This window comes from Nocardia sp. CS682, assembly GCF_004634405.1.
In the GTDB taxonomy this organism is placed as follows: Bacteria; Actinomycetota; Actinomycetes; order Mycobacteriales; family Mycobacteriaceae; genus Nocardia; species Nocardia ninae.
This window is the reverse complement of sequence record NZ_CP029710.1, coordinates 8218470-8239543: the sequence shown is the minus strand read 5'-3', so window position 1 is coordinate 8239543 and position 21074 is coordinate 8218470. Positions and strand designations below refer to the sequence as shown.

12 protein-coding genes are annotated in these 21074 nt (G+C 63.5%); 6 read left to right on the top strand and 6 right to left on the bottom strand.

Going from position 1 to position 21074, the window contains the following annotated elements; translation table 11 throughout:
* The first annotated feature begins 105 nt into the window (after positions 1 to 105).
* Positions 106 to 324, top strand: a complete 219-nt coding sequence (locus DMB37_RS37270) for a hypothetical protein (RefSeq protein WP_135236725.1) — start codon at positions 106 to 108, stop codon at positions 322 to 324.
* On the opposite strand, the gene DMB37_RS37265 is transcribed toward DMB37_RS37270, so the two are convergent.
* From DMB37_RS37265 to DMB37_RS37255, 3 genes are read right to left on the bottom strand one after another with little or no spacing between them, the layout of a single operon-like run.
* The gene (locus tag DMB37_RS37265) at positions 271 to 9375 is read right to left on the bottom strand and encodes a hypothetical protein (protein WP_135236724.1); all 9105 of its coding nucleotides are present in this window, start codon (positions 9373 to 9375) and stop codon (positions 271 to 273) included. The genes DMB37_RS37270 and DMB37_RS37265 overlap by 54 nt on opposite strands.
* Positions 9376 to 9387: 12 nt before the next feature.
* A complete protein-coding gene (locus tag DMB37_RS37260) occupies positions 9388 to 11604 on the bottom strand; it encodes a hypothetical protein (RefSeq protein ID WP_135236723.1) in 2217 nt (738 codons plus the stop codon).
* On the bottom strand, positions 11601 to 12956 hold the full coding sequence (locus DMB37_RS37255; RefSeq protein WP_135236722.1) for an alpha/beta fold hydrolase: 1356 nt from the start codon (positions 12954 to 12956) through the stop codon (positions 11601 to 11603). The genes DMB37_RS37260 and DMB37_RS37255 overlap by 4 nt, the downstream gene beginning before the upstream one ends.
* 708 nt (positions 12957 to 13664) lie before the next feature.
* Here DMB37_RS37255 and DMB37_RS37250 point away from each other — a divergent pair.
* Positions 13665 to 14315, top strand: a complete 651-nt coding sequence (locus DMB37_RS37250) for an HAD family hydrolase (RefSeq protein WP_135236721.1) — start codon at positions 13665 to 13667, stop codon at positions 14313 to 14315.
* On the opposite strand, the gene DMB37_RS37245 is transcribed toward DMB37_RS37250, so the two are convergent.
* Positions 14312 to 15619 (bottom strand): transcriptional regulator, encoded by a 1308-nt coding sequence (locus DMB37_RS37245; RefSeq protein WP_135236720.1) that lies wholly within the window; start codon positions 15617 to 15619, stop codon positions 14312 to 14314. The genes DMB37_RS37250 and DMB37_RS37245 overlap by 4 nt on opposite strands.
* Positions 15620 to 15996: 377 nt before the next feature.
* Here DMB37_RS37245 and DMB37_RS37240 point away from each other — a divergent pair, with 377 nt between their 5' ends.
* On the top strand, positions 15997 to 16176 hold the full coding sequence (locus DMB37_RS37240) for a hypothetical protein (protein WP_135236719.1): 180 nt from the start codon (positions 15997 to 15999) through the stop codon (positions 16174 to 16176).
* Positions 16177 to 16210: 34 nt separating this feature from the next.
* Here the strand turns inward: DMB37_RS37240 and DMB37_RS37235 are convergent, their stop codons facing one another.
* Positions 16211 to 16396 carry a hypothetical protein gene (locus DMB37_RS37235; RefSeq protein WP_135236718.1) on the bottom strand — a complete coding sequence of 62 codons (186 nt, stop codon included), beginning with the start codon at positions 16394 to 16396 and terminating at the stop codon, positions 16211 to 16213.
* A 159-nt stretch (positions 16397 to 16555) separates the two neighbouring features.
* Here DMB37_RS37235 and DMB37_RS37230 point away from each other — a divergent pair, with 159 nt between their 5' ends.
* From DMB37_RS37230 to DMB37_RS37220, 3 genes are all read left to right on the top strand, one after another.
* Positions 16556 to 17035 carry a hypothetical protein gene (locus tag DMB37_RS37230; RefSeq protein ID WP_135236717.1) on the top strand — a complete coding sequence of 160 codons (480 nt, stop codon included), beginning with the start codon at positions 16556 to 16558 and terminating at the stop codon, positions 17033 to 17035.
* A gap of 264 nt (positions 17036 to 17299) precedes the next feature.
* Positions 17300 to 17794: a DUF4254 domain-containing protein gene (locus DMB37_RS37225; RefSeq protein WP_135236716.1), complete on the top strand. Its 495-nt coding sequence runs from the start codon at positions 17300 to 17302 to the stop codon at positions 17792 to 17794.
* A 623-nt stretch (positions 17795 to 18417) separates the two neighbouring features.
* Positions 18418 to 19299, top strand: a complete 882-nt coding sequence (locus DMB37_RS37220) for a helix-turn-helix transcriptional regulator (protein ID WP_135236715.1) — start codon at positions 18418 to 18420, stop codon at positions 19297 to 19299.
* Between the two features lie 109 nt (positions 19300 to 19408).
* Here DMB37_RS37220 and DMB37_RS37215 read toward each other — a convergent pair whose 3' ends face one another.
* A complete protein-coding gene (locus tag DMB37_RS37215; RefSeq protein WP_135236714.1) occupies positions 19409 to 20746 on the bottom strand; it encodes a hypothetical protein in 1338 nt (445 codons plus the stop codon).
* Positions 20747 to 21074 lie beyond the last annotated feature (328 nt).

Genomic DNA, 21074 nt, shown 5'->3' with positions numbered 1-21074 from the left:
ACCGAAACCGACATCGTCGAGTCCGGGCACGGCTGGGCCAGCGGCACATTCCCATCGGTGTGCTCGGCGCTCATCTGGCGCGAGATGCGCACGCAAGGCCTTCGCATGGAAACACCGACCGGAGCCACTATCACCGTCGCGGACCTGGAAACCGCCGATATTCTCGACGGCGCTCAGGTGCGGGCGGGAACTCTGGACGGGCTCTACCTCTACACCGCCCAGGAGCGCCGCCACAACTTCGAAGCGGAGACGCGCCGATCCCCCTTGTCCTCAGGCAGAGTCGGCACAGCCGTCGGCTGCGGCCATCAACTCGTGATGTACTGAATCCAGTGTCGCCGTAGCCCATTCGTGGGTGCTCGGCGGTAGTGATGGGCGGTTGCGCAGGGTGAGAGGGGTGGGGATGCGTGCGGACAGGATGTCGGCCAGGATCAGTTCGAGTTCGGCGCTTTGGGCGGAGTGTAGCCGTGGCTGGCTGACTGTGATCGTGGTGCCAGGGGTCAATCCACGTGCGAGCGCGGCCAGTCGCGCGCAGTTCGTCCGTTCGAACGCGGGCCATACCAGGTCTAGCGAGTCCGTGGCCATGATCGAGTATTGAAGGGCGAGTACGGTGTTGAGCAGTACTTGGTCGTCGAGGCGTCGCCTGCGGGACAGTATGCCGCGGCACAGGTTCAGGACTTGGTCATGTTGAGCGGGGTGGAGGGTGCCGTCGAATTGCTCGGCGGCTCGGGCCGAGCGGCCGACCATGCGTTGCCCGAACAGCGCCAAGCTGTTGAGTCGTAGCCATTGGCCTTGTCGGACAGCGATATCGGACGCCAAGAGCCAGGACCGGAGTAGCACTTCGGCGTGCATCGACCCGGCGGCAAGCAGTCCGAGGAGCCTGGCCAAATGGACGGTGAGTTGCTCGAGCGCTTCGGATTCCACGATTCGTTGGTCGGTGAGTTCGTCGGCGAGGAGCACCGCTGACAGTGCAGGGACGACATCGATGTCCGCGTTCGATTGCTCGTCCCGCGGATCGGTGACGAGGGCCCGGCCGTCCTGGTCGAGCCAGCGCGCCAAGGCTCGTAGCGCGGTACCGCGTTGTTCGTCGCGTAGTTCGCCTTTGCGTGTCGTTGTCCACGCCGCTGTCACGAGCGCTTCGGTCGAGTCGTCGTTGGCCTCCGATATCCCGTACCGCGCTGCTTCGAGGCAGGGCGCGAGGTGATCTGCGGCGAGCCGGTGGAATGCCGTGGGGTCGAAGTGTCCTTGTGTGTGTGACTTCCGCAGCGCCCGAATGATCGATATCGGCAGATCGATATCGGTTCGCGCGGTGCCGACGGGAACGGCCACGATCGAATTCGGCCGGGCGCTGACAAGCTCGGCGCGGATCGGATCTACGTGCTCGATCTTTGTCTCCGAACGCAATTCGATCAACAGCGTGTTGGGGTGCACAGAGGCGACGTACGCGTCGACGGCAGTATCGGATTCGATCGGGGCCAGCGGTTGCACAGAGATCGCCTGCCCGGTGGGTATTCGAGATAGTTGCGCGACGGTGACCGCGTTGATCGCACTGAATCCGCCCTCCGGGCGAGCGAACAGGGACAGCGGGCGGCCTAATTTCTGCAGCGAACTGGCCACGGCCGAGCTGGATGCCGTGGGGACTAGCCCGACGTTATCGAGGTCGAGCCACAGCAGGGCGGAGGACGCGCGGTCGCGGACGACAATGCCGCGTTCCGCACCGGCGTCGGCCACCACATCGGCCTCGAATTGAGTTGTGTTGGCCAGCTGTGCGGAGCGCCACCGTTGGCCGTCCCAGGTCAGCCACAGTGGTCGTGCTTCGTGATCGAGTGCGGTGACGACCGCGTCACGTGCGGTGTGGGGGATACTCCGCACGAGTTCGTCGATATCGGTCAGCAGCAGGAGCGCACCACCGCGAACGAGGACTCGGCTCGCGTCGACCATGCCGAGCGCCCGCGCCGAGATCATGGTGCCTACCGGCGTTTCGCCGTTCCAGCCGGTGGGCGCGAGCGTGATTCGGAGCCCGTTCGCGCTCGGTGTAACCTCGGCCACACGCGCGGGGTAGCTTCCGCCCAACGCTCGTATTGTCGATGCCCGGGTCGCGGGATCGAGCAAGAGCTCGCGCAACCAGGCGTAGCCTCGCCAATCTGAGATGAAAACTACTTCAGCGCAGTCGATTCCGGCGATCTCGAAGGTTTCGGACTGTTCGTCGAAAGTCACGAATACCACGTCGCCACTGGTCACGGTTCGGATCCTGTCCGGTTCCAGGTCGTTGCCGGGGGTCAACCAGCAGAATTGGTCGACCGGGAGTTCCTTGGTCCGGCCCACCAGCGGATAGGTGAACCGCCATCGCCCGTCGCCGAGCACCACACCGCCGTTGCGCCGTTCGCGCAGCGGCAACAGCACGTGGGCGTCGCGGAAGTAACCACGCGGTCCGGGCCGCCAGTTCGTCAGGTTCAGGCTTGATACCCGCACATCGTGCGTGGATCTGCGATGCAGCTCGACCGTGTCGCCAGGGGACACCGCGCGCCACAAGAACGACCGCATAGTCGTTTGTCGAGAAGCGTCCGCGTACAACAGATTTCCCGGCACCTTGACCACCCGTCCCGGCGACAGCTCGATCCACACCGCGGTGTTCGTGGTGCCGGCGACAGGATAGCGACCGCCACCTCGTGGCAGCCCGCTCTCGACGATCTCGGTGGCGGGATAGCCGAAGCGCACCAGGTCGGTGGCCGAGTAACGTAACTTCCACTCATCGGTGAAGAACAGCGGCCCGTCCGCTGATAACACCGGATCGGGTAGCGCCGACAGTTCAGGCTTGCGCGCACCTCTCGGCCAGTGGCCGGTGGTGCGGTCGTGATAGCGCCACCGGCCACCCTCAGCGTGCTGAGCGATCTCCTTTGCCTCGCCGTCCAAGAAGCTGAGTTCCGGCCACTTCGCCCGCTTGCCCTGTGGATACCGCATCGCGCCGCGAGCGGACTTCACGGACGGGGCACCCCACTCGTTCGTGCACAACGCTCCGGCATACACCTTGACCACCGACAGTGTCAGCTTTCTGCGCTCGTCACGATCCAGCAGAGCGAAGCGCGGATGCTCGAAACCGGCGAATTGACGGGCGGTGGCCGGGTCGGACACAGTGATCGACGGCAGACCGGCAATCGTCATACCGGAACGCTTCGCCTCACTATGGCGTGCCTGCCACAGCGTGTCATCCTTCAGGAAAACCAACGCGGGCCTGCCGCCGCCGGGGATGAATTCGTGGTCGGATTCCACGATCTGGCTTGGCATCTGGTTTTTGCGCTCGGGCTCGATACTGCAGATCGAACCGGCCCGGGGGACGTATTTGCGGTTCGATACGTTCACCGAGAACAACACTCCCGGCGTGATCTCGAACTTGAGCTGCTTTACCTTCGAATTCCCGGCCTTCGACTGCTGTTCCTCGACATCGCCTGCGACCACCTCCGCCTCGCCGACCGTCCGCAGCCATTGTTCGACCTGCTTCGCGGACCGCTCTGGCACACTGGTGAGGTCGCCGGACCACAAGCCCGGCTCGTCGGTCTCTTCCCGAAGTCGCACCAACATCGGCACTCCGGCGTAGGTCTGTGGATCGTCGCGGTACGCGACGCGCAGACAGGACTCCTGGAACGAGAATTGGCGGCGGTGAACTCGAACCCGCAACTGCTGCGCCGGATCCGAGCCGCGGACCGCCGTTGGTGCGCTGAACACCACGAGATGGTCATTGCCGCTGCCATCCGGATCCTTCTCCTCGATGGCCCCGGCGATCAGAAAGACCAGATCCCCTCGCCGCGGCCGGACGTCTTCCGCCATGGCGTCTCTGGTGAGAGCTTTGAAATACAGGCTGTACTTCTCATTCGGATGTTTTGTGTCATCGACCCGCGCGTACACATCGAATTGCACCTGCTCACCCTGGGCACGCTCGCGTGGCGTCAAAAGGGCGATGATGCGCTCCCGCTCGGCCGGACTGAATTGCGCGTTACGCAGCCGTAGGTGGCGCTGCTGAGTGTCGCCACCAATATCATACTTACGGGCCTTCACACCGGTGACCACGACTCGCCCGCTGCGCGGATCGACGAGGACACGGACCTGGTGCAATATGCGGAGTTTCGCGTCGGCCCACACATTCTGCTCTGCGCCCCAACGGATGTCCTGGACAACGACGCACAATGCCGGGCGTTCGCCGACCCGACGCACATCTAGGGTGAATTTGCTGACCAGATCGCCGAAGAAGGGTTGCCACCTGGTGGCGTTGCCGATGATCAACCGCTCGGCGGGCACGATCACCGTCCACCCGAAGCCCCATTCGAAGCGATACGAGTCGTTCCTGGTGCGGCCGGCGAAGCGCATGGGAAATTCGATCGGCCTCTGGCGGGTGACCATCCCGGACTGACGCAAGTGTGCCTCGAACTCCCGCAGCGACAGGGACGGAACGGTTTTACACGACGCCGTCCAGGCCCTTTGCGTCTGCGACCAAACCACCTTGGCCCGAACGTCATTCCGGTTGTAGGGTTCATCGACCAAGGGGCGATGAGCCTGCCTCTCGAATGCCACCGAGGTGATCGCCTCGGCGTTGGCAGCGCCGGTGGCCGACGGATCGGTCAGGATCGGGTCGGTAAGTTCGAGAAAGTTCGGCCGGCCCCGATCTGTGTCGAAGGCGCCGGTGACAATATGCGTTCCTTCGCGTTCCCACGCCACGTACCTGTCCCACCAGGACGCCTTGTCCGTGCTCTGCGCACCCTTGCGCGGACGCGCGAGTGTGGCACCGCCGCGTTTGACCGCCTTCCCGGGTTGGAACAGTCGCCGCAGATCGATCAGCTCGCTACGGTCGGACAGTACCCACTTCTCCGCTATCAGATATGAGGACGACCAGCTCAGGTTCCTGCCGCGGAACAGTCTGGGTTTGGCTTCGCCGTAGAGATCGAATCCGTCAGTGTGCAGGCAAACAATGGCCCGTCCAGGCGACCCGGGCGCGTGCTGGGCTACCTCACTGACCGCCCCGTCTCGGACACGCGCACCGTACATACGCGGCGGGTTCGCGTCGTGCCGAGCGAGACAGTGGATTACTGCCTGTGCCGTATCCTCGACGGCCGCAACCGTGCCCATTCCAGGTATGGAGACGTTGCCGAGGACAATGCCCTGCGGTACCGCGTCGGCCCGTACCGCGGACCACAGGGCGCGCACATGAATGTGCCGGTGGGCCGCGGTCGCGACCCAGCCCGTGCCCACTCGGTGCAGTGTCACCAAGTCGCCGAGATGCGTGGGAATCTCATCGAAACTGGAAATCGGTACGTCGAGTCGATGCGCTCGACCGTCCATCCTCAGCCAGATCCCGCAGCGGTCCTCGTCGGGGCCGTAAACGCAGACGATGCCGGACAGCGTTGTCACGGTCTCGTCGGGCACGTCGAACTCCATGGGAATCGCCGACTGCTGTTGTCCCGAAACAAAACTCACCTCGGTAATCACTGCTCGGCGCTGGGCGCATTTGGTGCGCGGCGCCGAATCAGTTCCGAAGGTCAACGATTCCGGCGCGACATCGACCTCCTGACGGGTCACCGTCCGTGCGCGCAGGCGACCTGCGTCCACGTCACCGATCAGGTTGAGCAACAGCACGATTTGGCCTGCGGACATCATGATCATCGTGTCGAGCGCGGCGAGATCATCGAAATCCAGGTTCAACTCTTCCGATTTTACCAATTGCATGGTCACGCAGGCGGCCCGCTGAGCTTTGGCATCCCAGCCGCCGGCCACCAGTCGCGCGCGACCGGTTACGCGGTCACGAATGACCGCGGTGCCCAGGTCGACCTGGACGCGTTCGGGCATATTCGGTATCGCCACCGTCGTATGCCAAGCGTCACCTTCGAAGAAGACATCGACTGGCTCACCGGATCGGAACAGGTCTCGCCACATGATGTTCCGCTGGTCTATCGCCTTGTCGAGGCCACCAGAATCGTCGACGGCGAGGGCAATACGTGCTTCGTCGGCGCTGTCCGTCAGGCGCAAAGAGAGCCGAACACCGCTGACACTGGCATTGCGGGTGCTTAATTCGTGCAGCATCTGCCCGACGTGCATCCAAGACTCGGATTCCCACGCGTAATAAGGGATTTCATAGACTGCGCCGGGTCGCGCGCTCACCAGCAGCAGTGGTTGGCCATCGTGGTCGATTGACTCCACCAAGGTAACGGTCACGACCCGAGAGGGTTCTGCGCCGAACTGCTCGACGATCAGGCGCGCGAATATTCTGCGTTCCGGCAGCCATATCTCGCGCTCCACGTCCAAGTAGACCTCGGTCATCGGTGCCGGCACTCGCTCCTCGTCCTCGGCCAGTGCCATCACGTCGGGATCCCACTGCGCCGCCACGTGCGGATCGTCGAGGCCCGCCCGGACTTCGAGTCCGTTGACGACCAGGTGCAACCATTGCCATCGCCGATCGACGGCGACGGAAGCCCGACCGCGTGCGCCGACCGGTCCGACGACTGGTCGCGGCGTCGCCACCCCGTTTCCTGGGCCAAGCGTCACCAGGTCGCCGATCGCGACATCGGCGAGTGCGACCGATTGCTCGACGTCGCCGCCTCCGCAGTTGATCAGCATCTGTTTCGAGTCGACGTCGATGGCGGCTACAACACCGACGAAAGGCTTTCCTGCGGTCAGTGTTTCACCGAGGAATCGGTCGACTGCAGTGCCAGGAGGCAGGTTGCCGCGCCATCCGAGATAGACGGCCTCGCCGCGACGTTGATAGCTGAGGGCGTTGCGAGGGTCATCGTGTCGGCCACCGTCCGCCGCGATGCTCAGCATCGGCAAGGCGGTGTGCAGTGTGTCCTGCCAGACCCCGGACAGCTGACGCACGAGCGGTTCTGCCTGCACGGTCCGGTTCAACATCGCGCGCGCCAGCGTCTCGACCAGACCGGTGCGGATCGACCGCGTCTGGTGCCATCCGTAGCGAGTCCATGGCCCGGCGTCCGCGCCCCTGTCGCGGTACTGCTGTTGGCGCACGGCGGCCTCGAACCACCGGACCTCGAGCGCCTCGCGCGATGCCGGTCCGAGCTGGTATTCCTTGTCGAGCTTGTAAAGCAAACTGTCCTGGTAGTGAATCGTGTTGTAACTGAACTCCACAACGGTGTCGACAACGATTTCCTGCAGTCGAAGCAGCGTATCCTCCTGCCCCGCGGACGGACTCGCCGCGAGCATGGTGGCAAGTTTGGCACGGATCGCGCGCGCCAACGTATTCGGGCTGTTCACCTCCGATATTGCGCGTCGCCACGACTCGACCCACTCATGTGTGTCTGTCACTTGATGCTCGGCCAGCAGCGCGAGCAGGCGCATCGTCAACACCGGCAGTTCCGCGCCGACCTGGAATCGCTCGAATCGGAGATCTCCGAGCGAGGTCCAGCCCCCGACGGTCATCGGTTCGGCAAGCAGCGGCGCCAAGCGATTTATTTTGGCGTGCTCGCGATTCCGTTCGGAGTCGACGGCGTCGTAGGCGGCGAGCCACCCGACGGTGCGACCCGACTTGCGCAACAGAGTCGGAAAGGCCTCTGCGGCCAGCACCGTCACTTCGTGCATCGATGGGTTGTCCGATGGGAGCTCGGTCGTTTCGATGTAGTCCCAGAATTCACCGAGGCACTGGCGAACCAGCGACGCGGCCGGCGACTGGCTGTCGCCGCCGAACCAGGCCGCGGCCGAATCCGGCACGGACCCTTCGCGTTCGGCGCTCCGTGCGCCGAGCTCAGTGATGTACCCCGAGAAGGCCTCCTTGGCCCAGTACGCCGATATCAGCAGTGCCCCTTGGGCGTACAGCATCTGCTCCTGTAGGTTCCAAGGCCGCCCTGACTCGATACGATGGGCTTGCCCTTTCGGACCGGCATTATGGTCGAGAAAGTTGACCAGCGCGGTCGGCACCTGCTCGTTGATCGTCCCTTTCCCGACCCGATCGACCATCTTGCCCACCTGCACGCACAAGGTGAGCACGCCGTGGTCGAAGGGTGAAACGCGCGTCAGGTCGGGCTCGCCATCGTTGATCGCCTTGATCTGTTTCCGCAGCCTGCCATTGGCGAGTGCGCCGCCGACGTTGACCAACTGCGCCAGCAGGAAGTCGGGCATCGCGGCGGTGTTGGCCTCACGGCGCAGGGCGATCGTCATCGGTTCGACGGCGGCGAGCAGCCGCAATACCGCGACATGGTCGTCGGCATGATGGTAGTTGGGCCCACGTTTCGGATACGTATCGATCGGGTCGCCCACGTGCTGTCGCTCCAGCCTGCGGTCCAGCCACGGACTGTGCAGTGACCGCAACACCGAATCGTCGTTCTCGGGATCGCCGGTGACGACGAGGAATTCGGGTCGTCGCTTATCCGGCCGCAGTCGCAAGCTCGCCAGTCGCGGCAGGACGGCTGCTATCGGGCCACGATCCTGCGGGTGCGGGATCCGGCTGCCCGCCGGGAGCGGGCTCGGCGGACCCCAGACTCGTTCGAGGTGCCGCACCGTTGCAACCGGATCGTCGCGAACCGCGCAGCCCCACTGCGCCGCTTGCCAGAAGACCAGGGCCACCGCAAAGCCGTCGCCGCGCGGGCACCGCAGCAGCCAGCCCACATCCGGCTGCGCGGCACTGTCGGACTCGACGCCGACCAGCGCTGTCAGCATGTCGAACCGGACGGCCTCCCGAAGGCGACCGGCTACTCCCGCCGGCGGCGGGTTCAGCCGGACAACCAGTTCGACGAGGTCCGGTTGCCCGAGCCAATCGGTCCGTGCACCGCCCTCGCGGCGGATATCCAATAGCCATGTGCCCGGATCTTCCTCACACAGCGCAAGAATCTCGATCGCCAGCAGAAACGGCAGACGCCCGAGCGAACCGGCGCGCGCGGCCTTGAAGATCTCCATCACGTCGTCGCCGCGAATCAGCTCGTCCACTGGGTCACTGTGTCGTCGTGCTGCTGCCCGGAGTACCGCCAGCACGACAAGTTCCGTTGTGACATCGTCGAGTTCGAGATAAGAGGTTTCGATGGTGCCATGGGCTTTCGACGTGCGTATCCGTCGCAACCGGGTGGCAATATCGCTGCTGTCCGCCGAGGCGAGTTCCGGCAATGCACGAACGAGCGCCGTCTCGCCCGTGGTCTTCGCGACGATATCGCGAATCCTGGCCTCGATGTCGCGGTCGAGATCGACATCTTTGTCGAAGAGCAATTCGATCAGATCGGGAATCGCGTATGCGCGTGGCAATTCCGTACAGTCGGCGAGATGTTCGAGCGCGAACCCGCGCAGCATGGCCGGTGCGTGCCGATCTCGAATTACCGCCAGTGATTCGAGGAGCGCGGACGCGTCTTGGGGGTGTTGGTGGATCTTGACGGCGAAGAACCAGTCAGTTAACAGCATTATTCTCGTCCCTTACGATTTCGGACGTACAGCGTTTCTCAGCCCGGCCAACCGGTTGACCCACTCCGGATCCGCCCGGTCTGGATAGTCGGCGTCGAACACGGCGGCGGCGAAGGCACCCGCGCCCAGCTCCAGCAAACGCGCAAGCCCAGCCGTCGCGGGTGATTGCGCCACGCTCACCCAGCGAACGGTTTCATGCGCGTCCTGGGCCGCTTCGGGCGCTGGATATCCGTGCCGGGACAGCATCACTAACTGCTGTGCGGTCAAATTGCCCCAGTCCGCTGCTGGCCCCTGCTCGATGGCGTCGCGCACGGCAGCGGTCATGCGACGTTGCCACACCTGCCACCCTCGCCGGTACGACGGTCTCGAATCAGGCGTCAGAGTGAGATGCCGCAGTTCCATGCCGAGCTGATCGATCAGCTGGGTAGTGAGCCAACCGGTCACCGTGTTCGGGTGCTCCAGCACACGGTCGCGGCGGGTACCGAGCTCGCGGAGGAAACACACCAGATCGGATCGGATCTCTGCCGCTACTTCGAGTCCGGCCACCCACCCCGGCGTGCTGCGGATCTTCGCGTATTCCATGACCATCGAAGTCCACCGTTCGTGCAGGTTCTCTCGGATACTTCGAAGCAGCACAACCTCTTGCGCGTAGTCGAGTGCGTCGGCGTTCAACGCGTCGGCTATCTCGCGGACAACCTCTATCGGCACGATATGCGGCGCGACCGGCCTTCGGAGTTTGGCACGGCCGCGCGTCGCAAGGACCTGCCGCCGGGACGCGACTTCTCTCCGGACAGCGGCAATCGGACCGCCATCGGGTTGATAACCATGGTGGTCGACGCCCTCCGGGCCCGTGGGTACGGATCGGCTGTAGACCTCGACAGCGATCCCGCGGATCATGGCCTTCTCGGCAGCGGCGAGTGCGGTATGGACGCCGTCGAGTGTGCTGTCGGCGGCGAGTACGACGACGACCGCGTAGTCCCGGAATACGTTGGTGTGCAACACCCGCCATTGCTCGGCCCAGTCGACTTTCCGGTCGGGGTCGTGCACCGACAGCAGGACACCGCGCAGGATCGACTTATCGGAGCCAATCGGCTCGAATAATGCGTCGAGCCGGTCCCCGGTTAAGGTCTGGAGTTCGCGCCTGGAAAACGTGTCCAGATTTCGCCATTCACGAAGCGCGATAGGCGATTGCCCCTTCGACGATTCGGTCAGGGCGGGCCTGATCCCCGGCAGATCGTCGGCAAGGGACCGCACGCCGTCTTTTTCGATCACCATGGCTCGGAATACGGAGCGGCGAGCCGTGAATACGACATCGAGCCGAACGAGCGCCTGTTCGTTGAGTGGGATCGCGTTGGTTTCCCATGGCGTCCAGGATGGATACGTCCTTTTCGGATCTATATGGTATGCCAGATACGGATCGGACGGTAGGTCGGAACCCTTATGCCGTGGCGTATCGGGCTCGGGCTGCAGATCGTCTTCCCCATCGCGGGTCTTCACATAGCACGCGAAGGGCTGCTGACCTTTATTGTCGGCCTTGAGTCCGTGGTACAGGTTCCTGACTTCATGCAGGCGAATATCCCACCAGTCCGATACCGGCCGGACGGCAAGCCAATTCATTATCGCTGGACTGAATCCGCTATTCGCAGAGGCATACTCGCCGTGCACCGTGGCGTAGAACGCTACTCGCTCGAATTCGTCATCGTATCTACCGTCACTTAGCAATGGCGATTTCGTGAGAGACGGTCTACGATTCGCACAAACGTCCGCAACCAACATGATCCGGGTGAACGGAGATTCGCGTTTGTCGCTTGTTGCCGCCATGAGGTGTGCGATCAGTTCTTTATCGCTGACGCACCGACCCTCGCTCGACGCATCGGCGAACAGCAAACAGCGATCGCCGTCCCGTCCGATCGCCCCATGCCCTGTCCAATAAACGACTACGGAATCGCAATCCGCGTGGCGGCGGGCGATTTCAACCAGTTCCGAGAAGCTTTTCGCATCCGCATCGAAAACTTTCTCGACGGCCGAGTCCCTCCGCTCGGCGTCGGCGATGACGCTGTCATCACCGGCGGTCATCAGATAGATCGACTGTCTGGGTACACCGCGGCTACGTGCGGTCTCGGCAAAGTCCAGGGCACGGCGCGCAAGGCCAGCCGTCGCCCACAGCGTGCTGTCCTCGGGGAAATCGATACCGACCGCGATTACCACAATATCGTCGGCGGTGCTCACGGTACGGCCTTATGAACCAGCTCGCCTACCTTTTTCCACATGGAGTCCTGATCCACCCTCAGGTAGGAGCTGTGCGAATTAGGAAACGGTTGCCAGTCATCGATGCGATAGTCTTCGATCATGCCGTCCGAAAACACCGGCGCGGCAAGGTATGACAAGTAGTCGCGGCCGTGATAAATATTCAACCAGGGGATGGTGTCGAAGACACGCGCATCGCCCACAGCGATCACCCCGAACTCATGGAGCAGACCCGATTGCGACCCCATGGTGACTACGCCGCGGACCTTGGCGTGCAGGTCATTGACGATGTGGTCGATCGCGATGACGCCGCCCAGCGAGTGGCCAAGCAGGACGACGTCAGCTTCGGGCAGCTCGTCGAGGCAGGCGCGCAGGGAGTCGCGAAATGGCTTCGGATCGCGGATGAATCGCATGATGTCACCGATAAATGGGGTGGCCGAGCGGGTGACTTTACCCCGTTTGCGCATCTTGAACGAAACATATGGAGCCAGGATCCACGGCCATGCTCCGCCGAGCGTGGTCGCATCGAGTCCGTACACGATCGCCCGAACCAACTGTTGCCGTTCGGGGATGCTCGGCCAGGTCTTTTCGGGAACAGCAAGTTCGTTCAAGCAGTACCCAACGACCGTGAGCGCGAACAACTGCGCAAGGTCCCCGTACTGCGTTCGGCCGGCCGCTCGCTCGAAAGTGCTCGACTCCCTGACATAATCGATAGCAGCGGGCAGGTATGAGCCGATATCGGTGCCGAGCAACTCTGGTGTCGGCTCGTACTTTTTGATCCGCTCAATGTTTAGGTCGCCGGGGCGTCTGTTGTCTCCAAGCGTGCCCCGAAGTTCCCGCTCCTTCCGGCGGGCGCGCAATTGGTTGAAAGGATCCCCGGCCAGTGTCTCCCAGTAGCTTTCGTCAGCTGGGTTGTTGTAATCGTCGATCTTGTCGAGTTCATCGGTTTCATCGAAACGAGGAATCGACTTCCCGGCGAATGCCAACGCAGCACCGAGGTGCTCGCCCCAATAGAACGATGTCGGCCTGCCGGGTAAACAATGCCGAGTGAACGCCTTTCGGACACGACCGAAGTTTTCACTATGACCCGTTGGTCGCGTACCCGTTCCATGAATGAAGAGTACGGCGACCTGCTTGCGTTCCTCGCCTTGCATACCGGACAACATTAACAGTAACTTCGGTTCGCGCGATACTGTTCGTCCACCTGTTGTCGAGACTGTAACCTTCAGCGCCCGTGGCGGTTGCGCGCGCATCGCGACCGGGTCAGAGCAACCCACACGATCGTGCAGGTCCAGATCGATTGTGTACGAGTACAATTCGGCGCAGAGCAGCATATGTTCAAAGTTTCGACGGCAAGTGACGGCTAGTGGCCGATCGAACTCCCCGACATTCTCTCGATCGAATACACCGCTGTTTCAAGCATTTTCAGGCATGCGCCGCCCTTCCACAATCAGTCGAACGACTGACACGCCCGATCGGTACTGTTGGGTATTGGGCCAGCCGTCGGCACGGGTACCTGCAACAGGTCGGTCGCAGTGCGTTCGGCCCAGACGTTGCCGGTAGATGCGGACCGTGGATCTGCCCGATCGCCGTGGCTGGATTCCTGAGCGCATCCACCCTGCCCCACCTCGGCCACTGAACCGACGCGCAAATCCGCCACCGAACACCACCGCCACCCCCAAACAACCCCACACAACCGACCCCGCACGATGCCAAACCCTGACCCGCCAGCACCGAATGCCAAGGCGCACAAAGGTACCCACGAGATCCCATACTCTGCCACTATTCCGAATCACCCGAACACCGCCGCTGGTGCAGTTCACCCAACACGGCACCAGCCCTCGAACGGGAGAGTCACTCGAATACAGACCCGCGCCGCCCCTGCCGCCCGGATGGTTGTTGTCGGCCTAGACGAACCCCAGTAGGTAGCTAAACCCCTTCGGGCCCCCAGCGAAGACGGTCAGGCGATTACCGATGACACCGGAGCGGTACTGATTGAAACCGCCGCGCGACGCCGAGCAAGATCGCGGTACCGTGAGGCCATGATCGGGGCAGTTGTATTCGACGTCGGCGAAACACTCGTTGATGAGACGCGCGAGTACGGGACGTGGGCGGACTGGCTCGGGGTACCCCGCCACACATTCGTCTCGGTGTTCGGTGCGGTCATCGCCAGCGGCCAGGACTACCGCGAGACCTTCCAGGTCTTCCGGCCCGGATTCGATTTGGCCGAGGAGCGTAAGGCGCGAGCGGACGCCGGCCAGCCGGAGACCTATTCCGAGGAAGACCTGTATCCCGACGTCCGCTCGGCGCTCTCCAAGCTCCGCGAGATGGGCGTATGGGTCGGAATCGTCGGCAACCAAACCGTCCGCTCCGGACAGATCCTGCGCAGCCTCAGCCTTCCGACCGACTTCATCGCCACGTCGGACGATTGGGGCGTGGAGAAGCCCTCGTCGGAGTTCTTCTCGAAGGTCGTCGACGCAGCGCCGTGCAGCGGCGACCAGATCGTTTACGTCGGCGACCGGATCGACAACGATGTCGCGCCCGCGAAAGCGGCCGGGATGCGGACGGCCTACATCCAGCGCGGCCCGTGGGGATGGATACATCGCGACAAGCCGGAGGTCGCGGAGCTGTCCGATTGGAAGATCCGCGACCTCAACGAGCTACCGGGAATCGTTGCCGCAGAGAACGATTAGGCCGACAAGCTACGGATTGTGGTGTTCCAGTCGTACAACTGGTCATCGAGCTTTCTCACCTGCGGCAGCGAATCCCAATCCCGAAGAGACTTTCGTACGTCTCTCACACGGTCCATCGCCGTGGCGTACCAGTGTTCGCCGAGCACCTTCAGCGCCGCTTCGAGGTGGGCGCACGCCTGCTCCGGGTTTCGTTCCAGCACGGCAGCGGCTGCAAGATCGGCCAGGAAGACGGCGCGCTGCTTGATCGCGTCGGCAGGCAGCCCAGCGAGCGCCTGCTCCAGAGTGACGCGCGCTTCCGCCCCCATACCCGCGGCGAGCAACGTATTTCCCTTGAATCCTGCGAGCCGGGTCGTCGAGAACCAGTCCAGCCAGGGCGGGCTAGGGTTCTCCTCAGGGTCGTACTCGCTGTATACCGCCTCGGCGTGATAGAGAAGCTGTAGTGCTCGCCGCGTATCGCCGAGGCGGGTCTCGACTTCGGCCTCGACCGCATCGAGCCATGCCAACATCTCAGGACTGGGGTCCGCGCGGCGCGCGAACACTCGCGCGGCGCGGAGCTTGTCCCGCGCGTCCTCTGCCCGCACGGCATCGGCTGCGGCTCGCTTCGGGTCCTCCGCTGCTTGCTTCGGATCGACGGCGAACGCCGGAGCGAACGCCATGTGCGCAAGCGTTGCAGCTCCCAGGAGATCGTCGCCGGCTTCTCCCGCCGCCTGGAGTGCCAGGGTAAGGCTGGGCTTCGCGTCCTCGGGTCGCTGCAGATCGAAGAACTCAAGCCTGCCCGCGAGCATGCTGGACTCAGCAACCGCGCGCGCCATCACTACTTTCGCCGAGCCGGAAATCTGTGGCAGCAGATCCCATCCGAGACCCGCGTGCTCGGATACGAGGCGCTGTAGCCGCGCGGCCGGAACTGACCAATACAACCGCCGGAATGCGGCCGTTCCGGCGGCGAAGTCGTTTGCCACCGCAGGCGGGAGTACTCCGCCACCGGTCCCGCCGTGGCGAGACGCCCATGTTTCGCTGTATCCGCTGCCATGCGGCCGTGCAGCTTGTTCACCGCCTGCGCGACGCGAGGACGTGAATCCCAGTTCCGTGATCGGGCGGTTGAAGAGGGTCTCCAATGCGGTCACGTGCTCCGCCTGAGGCCATGGCGGCTCGATGGATTCCCATCGCCGGACGGTCCGCGCGTTGATCGAGACACGCAGACCGATCTCCTTGGCTGCGGCGTTCAGAGCTTTCGCCAGGGCTTCCTGCGATCGATAGCCGAGGGATTGGCGCGCGGCGCGTAGCGCGTTCTCCGGGGAAGTCATGCCCCGATTCTAGTGCGGCGGAGGCCGTAAATGTCCCATGCGGCCACAAAATGGCCGTCATATGTCCCCATGAATGACCTTCTTTAGGACATTGGACGGTGGGATCGTTGAGTAGCGGCCGGTCTCGGGTCGACGGTTGACGAGCCTGATCGAAGAAGCGAGACCCGAACTCCCCTATCCGATCCGGGGACCACGGCTCTCCTCAAGGCCGGGCGCCCTCCAGAACACACCTACACACGCGCCTAGGGGTACCGCCCGATGTCCGCATATTTGCCCGCTCTTGTTATCGCCGCCGCGCTGGGAGCTATGGCGGCGCTTTGCTACGCCGCAGCCTGGACTTTCAATGGCCCGCGTGCCGACATCGACGAGGACCGCTCATGAAGTCGGTGCGGAAGGCCCTCGTCGGCGAGGGATGTGAGGACGTACACGACATCTTCCACGCCGAGCAGGCGAGGGGGATCCTCCAGATCCATGCGGGCTGTGAGCCGCCCTGTCGGCGGAAGGTCGCGGCGCGCGAATTCCTCCGGTGGACGGGTACCGATCCGGATGTCGCATGAGCGCCTGCTCGACTGCCTCGCCGATCCTGGACTGCTAAGCGGTGACGCCGCTATCTACGCCCTTGCCGTTCATCACGCGTGCCCTGATCAGTGCCTGCCGCTCCGGCGGGCTGAGGCTGCCCTCGCAGCCGAGTTCACCGCGGTCACTCGCCCCACTGGTCGCATACAGCCAAGACGACGCCCACTTCGCCGAGGAGCTGCGTAGGGCTGTGCGCCTCATAGAGCGCGCCAACCGCAACGAGCGCCGGACGTGCTCCGGGGAGCTACCGCCCCGGTAGGCGAGACGCGTTCCCGCGCGCTTGCCAGCGGTGGCACATGGCGCTTCGGCCCAGGGTTGCCGGGTGCCGTCCGCGTATCCCCCATCAATCGAAAGAGGACCATGACAGCAGTAGGTAGTTCCCACAAAGTGTTTCGCTGGTACATCTGGTTCTGGCGAGCGCTTTTCGTTCTTGCGACGGCGCTCAGTCTCGTTGCCGTCGGCACGCTGATCATGATGGCTACCGGCCACAGCAAGGGAAGTGTTCCGGTTGCTGCGGTCGCGACCGCGCTTGCTGTCATGGGGACAGTCATGGCCGGGTGGATGTGCCGGTTCGCAGCCAAACTCCCTGCGGGTGCGGCCTATACCGCGCCGCCGGATACCGCGCCGCCGGAGAAGCCTCGCGACGTCACGCACATGCTCCTGCTGGACCTGTGCGACGCAGTGATCGCGAGCGCGTTGGCTCCTGATCCGCACCAGGCACGCCGCGCCGCCGTCGATCGGACGTACTGGCTGCTGTTCTCCACCGGTCCCGTCAAGGGCATCACAGAGCCACCCACCACAGAGGACGAGCCCATCGAAGACGCCCGTAGCGAGGGCTAGTCGACGCGGCCAAGACTCCGGGGTGGCGACCGCCCCGGTAGCGAGGCGCGCCTGTACGCCCCTCCGCGGCGGCAACCCGGTGGGCTCCGGGTTGCCGCCGCCTCCCATCCCTTCAATCGAAAAAAGGACCATGGGCTCACATCCCGGCGAAGAAGTAGCTCGAATGCGGCCATCAATTGGATTTCGGGCGGTGATGGGTGAATGTCATCGTTGCCCACTCCAGCGCCGCGTCGTATCCGGAACATTTACGGAGGCGATCCCGCCATGGAGGCCGAAGAACTCCGACACGACGCGCCGCTCGCCGAGACCCGCTGCGGCCGCGAGTCGCTGCCTGATTGGCATCAGCTTCTGGCCGCGTTCCGCGGTGAGGTTGGTTGGTCTCCGGGCGATCACCTGATCGCCTGCTGGGCGAAGGCATTTGCGAATCTGCATCGTGGACGACGCCTCAGCTCGCGGCGTGCCGTCGAAATTGATTGCCGCCGAGCACAAGTCGTGACCCTCGTAGATCAATGGACCGAACGCTATGTGATCGCTCCAAGCCGGAGGCTCTCACCGACCCAGTCGGTTGGAGCCGCCGTTGATGAGATCGCAGCGGCATACGTAGCTGCCGAGTACTGCCTGATGGCCGCTGAAGACGTCGCCGACGACGCGGTCCACGCAGCCTGGAGTCGAGTAGCCGAGCTGGCATGCCGCTGGAACGACCTAATTGCCAACAACCCTGGGCCATGGCACCCCAGTGGCGCAGACGGCCAGGAGTAGCGATGGCGTATGCACTGCTCGTTGGAGTAGCAGTCTTCCTTGCCGGAATCGCTCTGGCAGGAACGCTCTTTTGGGCTGTTCTCAACGTATGGGACAGGAGAACAGAAAAGGTCACGGTCTCCGACATCCAACGACGCCTCTCACACGAGAAGCCGACGCGGCCGCTGACTGTCCAGACGCCTTGGCCGAGAAGCCTGCGCATCGCGATTGCAGCGTCGCCAGGTGTCACAAAAAGCGCGCGATCAACCGAACTCTCGCCGCGGATCGGCGGCGTAAAGCCAGTGCGCGGCCGGGCCCGGTCGACCGAACGTCTCGCACCGAGCTTCCCGACTGAAAGGTGGACAGATGGCCGATCAGGAACAGCCAGCACCCATGCGACCAAGCCGGTCGATGATTGCAATTCCTCACTATGTCGACACAGGGGGAACAGTTGCTGCCGTCTCGAACGTCCCGATACAGGAACGGTGCGCACCCGCTGTGGCCGCCCACTACTGCTGCCGGAGCCGGCCATGACCTTGATCGAAATAGTCGAGCGATTGCCTACCACGACGCGAAGCTTCGCTCGATGACCTCTACCGCCCGCAACCCCGCCCGACTAATCGCGCCCCACGAAAGGAACTGCAATGACCTTCACCGGACCCACCCTCGCCCGCCGCATGCTGGCACGTCTGCTGCGCGAACTACGGGGGAAATCAGGCGTCAGCGCGGAACTCGCCCGCCAATCGCTCGGCGTCAGCAAACAGACACTGTGGCGGATAGAAACCGGGCAACCTACCCGACTGAACCCACCGTTTATCCAGCGACTATGCGCCCTGTACGGGGCAAACGACGTCACGACAAGCGTGCTACTCGAATTGGCGGAGGAAGCTCACCAGGCAGGATGGTGGCACGAGTTCGATAATGTGATTCCCAAGCACTTCGAACTGTTCGTAGGCCTGGAAAACGCTGCAAAGCGGATTGTCTCGTATCGGACGTTACTTCTGCCGGGACTACTGCAAACCGACGAATACCGCCGAGCGCTGATCTGGCTGAGGACACCGACGATGCCCAGCGCTGAGGTCGAACGGCGCGTCGAGATGCTCAACTGCCGAAAAGCGCGCCTCCAAGACCCCGCGAGACCTCTGATGCTGCACGCTGTTATCGACGAGGCCGCCTTGCGAAGGGCCGTCGGCGGGCGTTCTGCCATGGCGGACCAGCTGAACTACCTGGCGGCAGCTGGAGATCTGCCGAACGTCTCCGTACAGGTCATACCGCTGAGCGCCGAGGCCTACGGAGGACTCGACGTCGGCCCGTTCGAGCTGCTCGAGTTTCCGAGGCACGTGACGACACGGCTTACCGAACCGCCCGTCGTGTGCCTGGAGAGCTATACCGACACGCTGTATCTCGACAAGGTCGACGAGGTACAGCGGTACCAGCAGGTGTACGCGGAACTGCAACGTACGGCACTGGACGAGGCTCACAGTCGCTCACTCATCCATAAGATCGCCAAGGAGTCAGCGGCATGAACAACCACGAAGTCCATCGGCAAGTTACTCGCCAACGCGAGCGTTACGTGCGACCGAGGGGACGCAGGGGCGACGTATAGGCGACCAACTTCGAATGTGACCGCTCCACTCATATCCGCCGAGCTCGGCTGGTCGTCGCGGCGGTCGCCTGGTTGCGAAGTTGCTGACGTCGTCGTACTGCCGCTTCTTTGGACGACGTCTCCACTGCTCTTCCGTTGCTCCGCGCCGCGTTCGGTGTCGGCGCTTCGGAGTTCGTGCGCGTCCGGTTTGCGTGGTCCGACGGCTTCCTTGCCGCAGAGTTGTCTTGAGGTCCACCAGCTTCGAGGCGTCGCTGGAATTCTTCTAAGTATCCAGCCCTGTCTGCTTTGCTGGTATCGCCCAGCGCCAGCGCCTGCTGCTCTACCGCGGCATCGTCATTGATGTCACGGTTGAACGATCCTTTGATCGTGAGGGGATCAAGCGTCCCGGCGATGACCACGTCTCCGTTCAAGCCTTCGTGGCAGTCGACACACAGGTCGTCGCGGAGTTGCCTCCAGTCACCGCATTCGGTGCATTCACCGTTGAAGTCGGCCAATTTAGCTGCCGCGGTTGGTCTTACAACCACATTCGGATTGTGCTGCTTGACCCAGGCCTCGGTGACGGACTTGGTGAGGTGGTCTCCGTAGCGCCACTCGTGCCGGAACAGCTCAGGATTGTGGCTGTCGAAGTTTGTGGCGATGGTGTCGAGGCGAGCCCGGATAGCTTGAGAACGGCTGTGCCCGAGTGGAAGTTCGGGGATGCCTGGTCGGCCTTCTTCGCGGCATGGTCCGCAGAGGCCGTCATCGCCGTGGCCTGTGGTGATTTGGCCGGTCCAGCGGTCGAGGCAGGCGCGTTCGAGTCGGCATGACACGCACAGTGGTTCGGTGACTTCGGCAGCGGCGTCGCGGTCGTAGTCGCGGCGATCAACGATCAGTTCGGGGCGTGGCGTTCCCTGCTCTCTCCGTTCCTCAGCGTCGAACTGGTCTTCGTAGGCGTCAACGCGGGCGGCGCCCGCGCTTCCGGTACGTTCGCGCGGGCCGGCGCGTCGCGTCGGGTCGACTCGGCGCACGACGCGACCCGACGGGCGGCGCGGGCCTTCGGTTTGTCTACCCGCAGCGGGCTGATTGTCGGGAATGTACTGGCCGTCATCGGTTTTCGGTGCGCATGCTTCGATCAGGGCGCGGTGTTGTTCGTTGTCTCGCCAGAGTTTCCGGAGTTTGGTGAGGGCGACGTCGTGGGTCTTGTAGCGCAGGGTGTTGGCGATTTCACCGACCATGGCCCAGGTTGGGTCGTCGAAGTGGGCTTGGCTTCGCCGGAGTTGTTGTTTGGCGGCGCGGATGTCGCGTGCGTCTACCAGGGTTCGGATGGCTTGGATCGCGTCGCTCGCACCCGCCGATGCGGTGGTTTCGTCGTTGTGTGGTTGCGCCATGGCGGACCTCCTCCACGCTGAGGGCGACCGGGTCAGAGGTGGCGTCGGTGGGGACGGGATCGGTTGGGCCGACGCGTGATTCGCTCGCGACAACTGCCCGCCGCGTCGCGGGCGCGGTGTGGCGGTAGTGACGGGTCCGTGGTTGTGCCGGTTTCCGGCTGACTGGCCGTGGGCCCGTCACGGAATCCATCGCCCCGGTCCGACACAGTGGGTGTCGGTGCCCGATCTCGTGCGTTTGATGCGGTGGTGTTCGCGTGTGGTCCGGATGGTTTGAGCTGCACTGGTTGTCCGGACCGGATCGCGGCGCGGATCGTGGTGCTGGTCGTCA

Coding starts and splice junctions, on each gene's coding strand:
- DMB37_RS37270 (WP_135236725.1), top strand. CDS start 106: ATGGAAACACCGACCGGAGCCACTATCACCGTCGCGGACCTGGAAACC.
- DMB37_RS37265 (WP_135236724.1), bottom strand. CDS start 9,375: ATGCTGTTAACTGACTGGTTCTTCGCCGTCAAGATCCACCAACACCCC.
- DMB37_RS37255 (WP_135236722.1), bottom strand. CDS start 12,956: ATGCTGCTCTGCGCCGAATTGTACTCGTACACAATCGATCTGGACCTG.
- DMB37_RS37250 (WP_135236721.1), top strand. CDS start 13,665: ATGATCGGGGCAGTTGTATTCGACGTCGGCGAAACACTCGTTGATGAG.
- DMB37_RS37245 (WP_135236720.1), bottom strand. CDS start 15,619: ATGACTTCCCCGGAGAACGCGCTACGCGCCGCGCGCCAATCCCTCGGC.
- DMB37_RS37240 (WP_135236719.1), top strand. CDS start 15,997: ATGAAGTCGGTGCGGAAGGCCCTCGTCGGCGAGGGATGTGAGGACGTA.
- DMB37_RS37235 (WP_135236718.1), bottom strand. CDS start 16,396: ATGAGGCGCACAGCCCTACGCAGCTCCTCGGCGAAGTGGGCGTCGTCT.
- DMB37_RS37230 (WP_135236717.1), top strand. CDS start 16,556: ATGACAGCAGTAGGTAGTTCCCACAAAGTGTTTCGCTGGTACATCTGG.
- DMB37_RS37225 (WP_135236716.1), top strand. CDS start 17,300: ATGGAGGCCGAAGAACTCCGACACGACGCGCCGCTCGCCGAGACCCGC.
- DMB37_RS37220 (WP_135236715.1), top strand. CDS start 18,418: ATGACCTTCACCGGACCCACCCTCGCCCGCCGCATGCTGGCACGTCTG.
- DMB37_RS37215 (WP_135236714.1), bottom strand. CDS start 20,746: ATGGCGCAACCACACAACGACGAAACCACCGCATCGGCGGGTGCGAGC.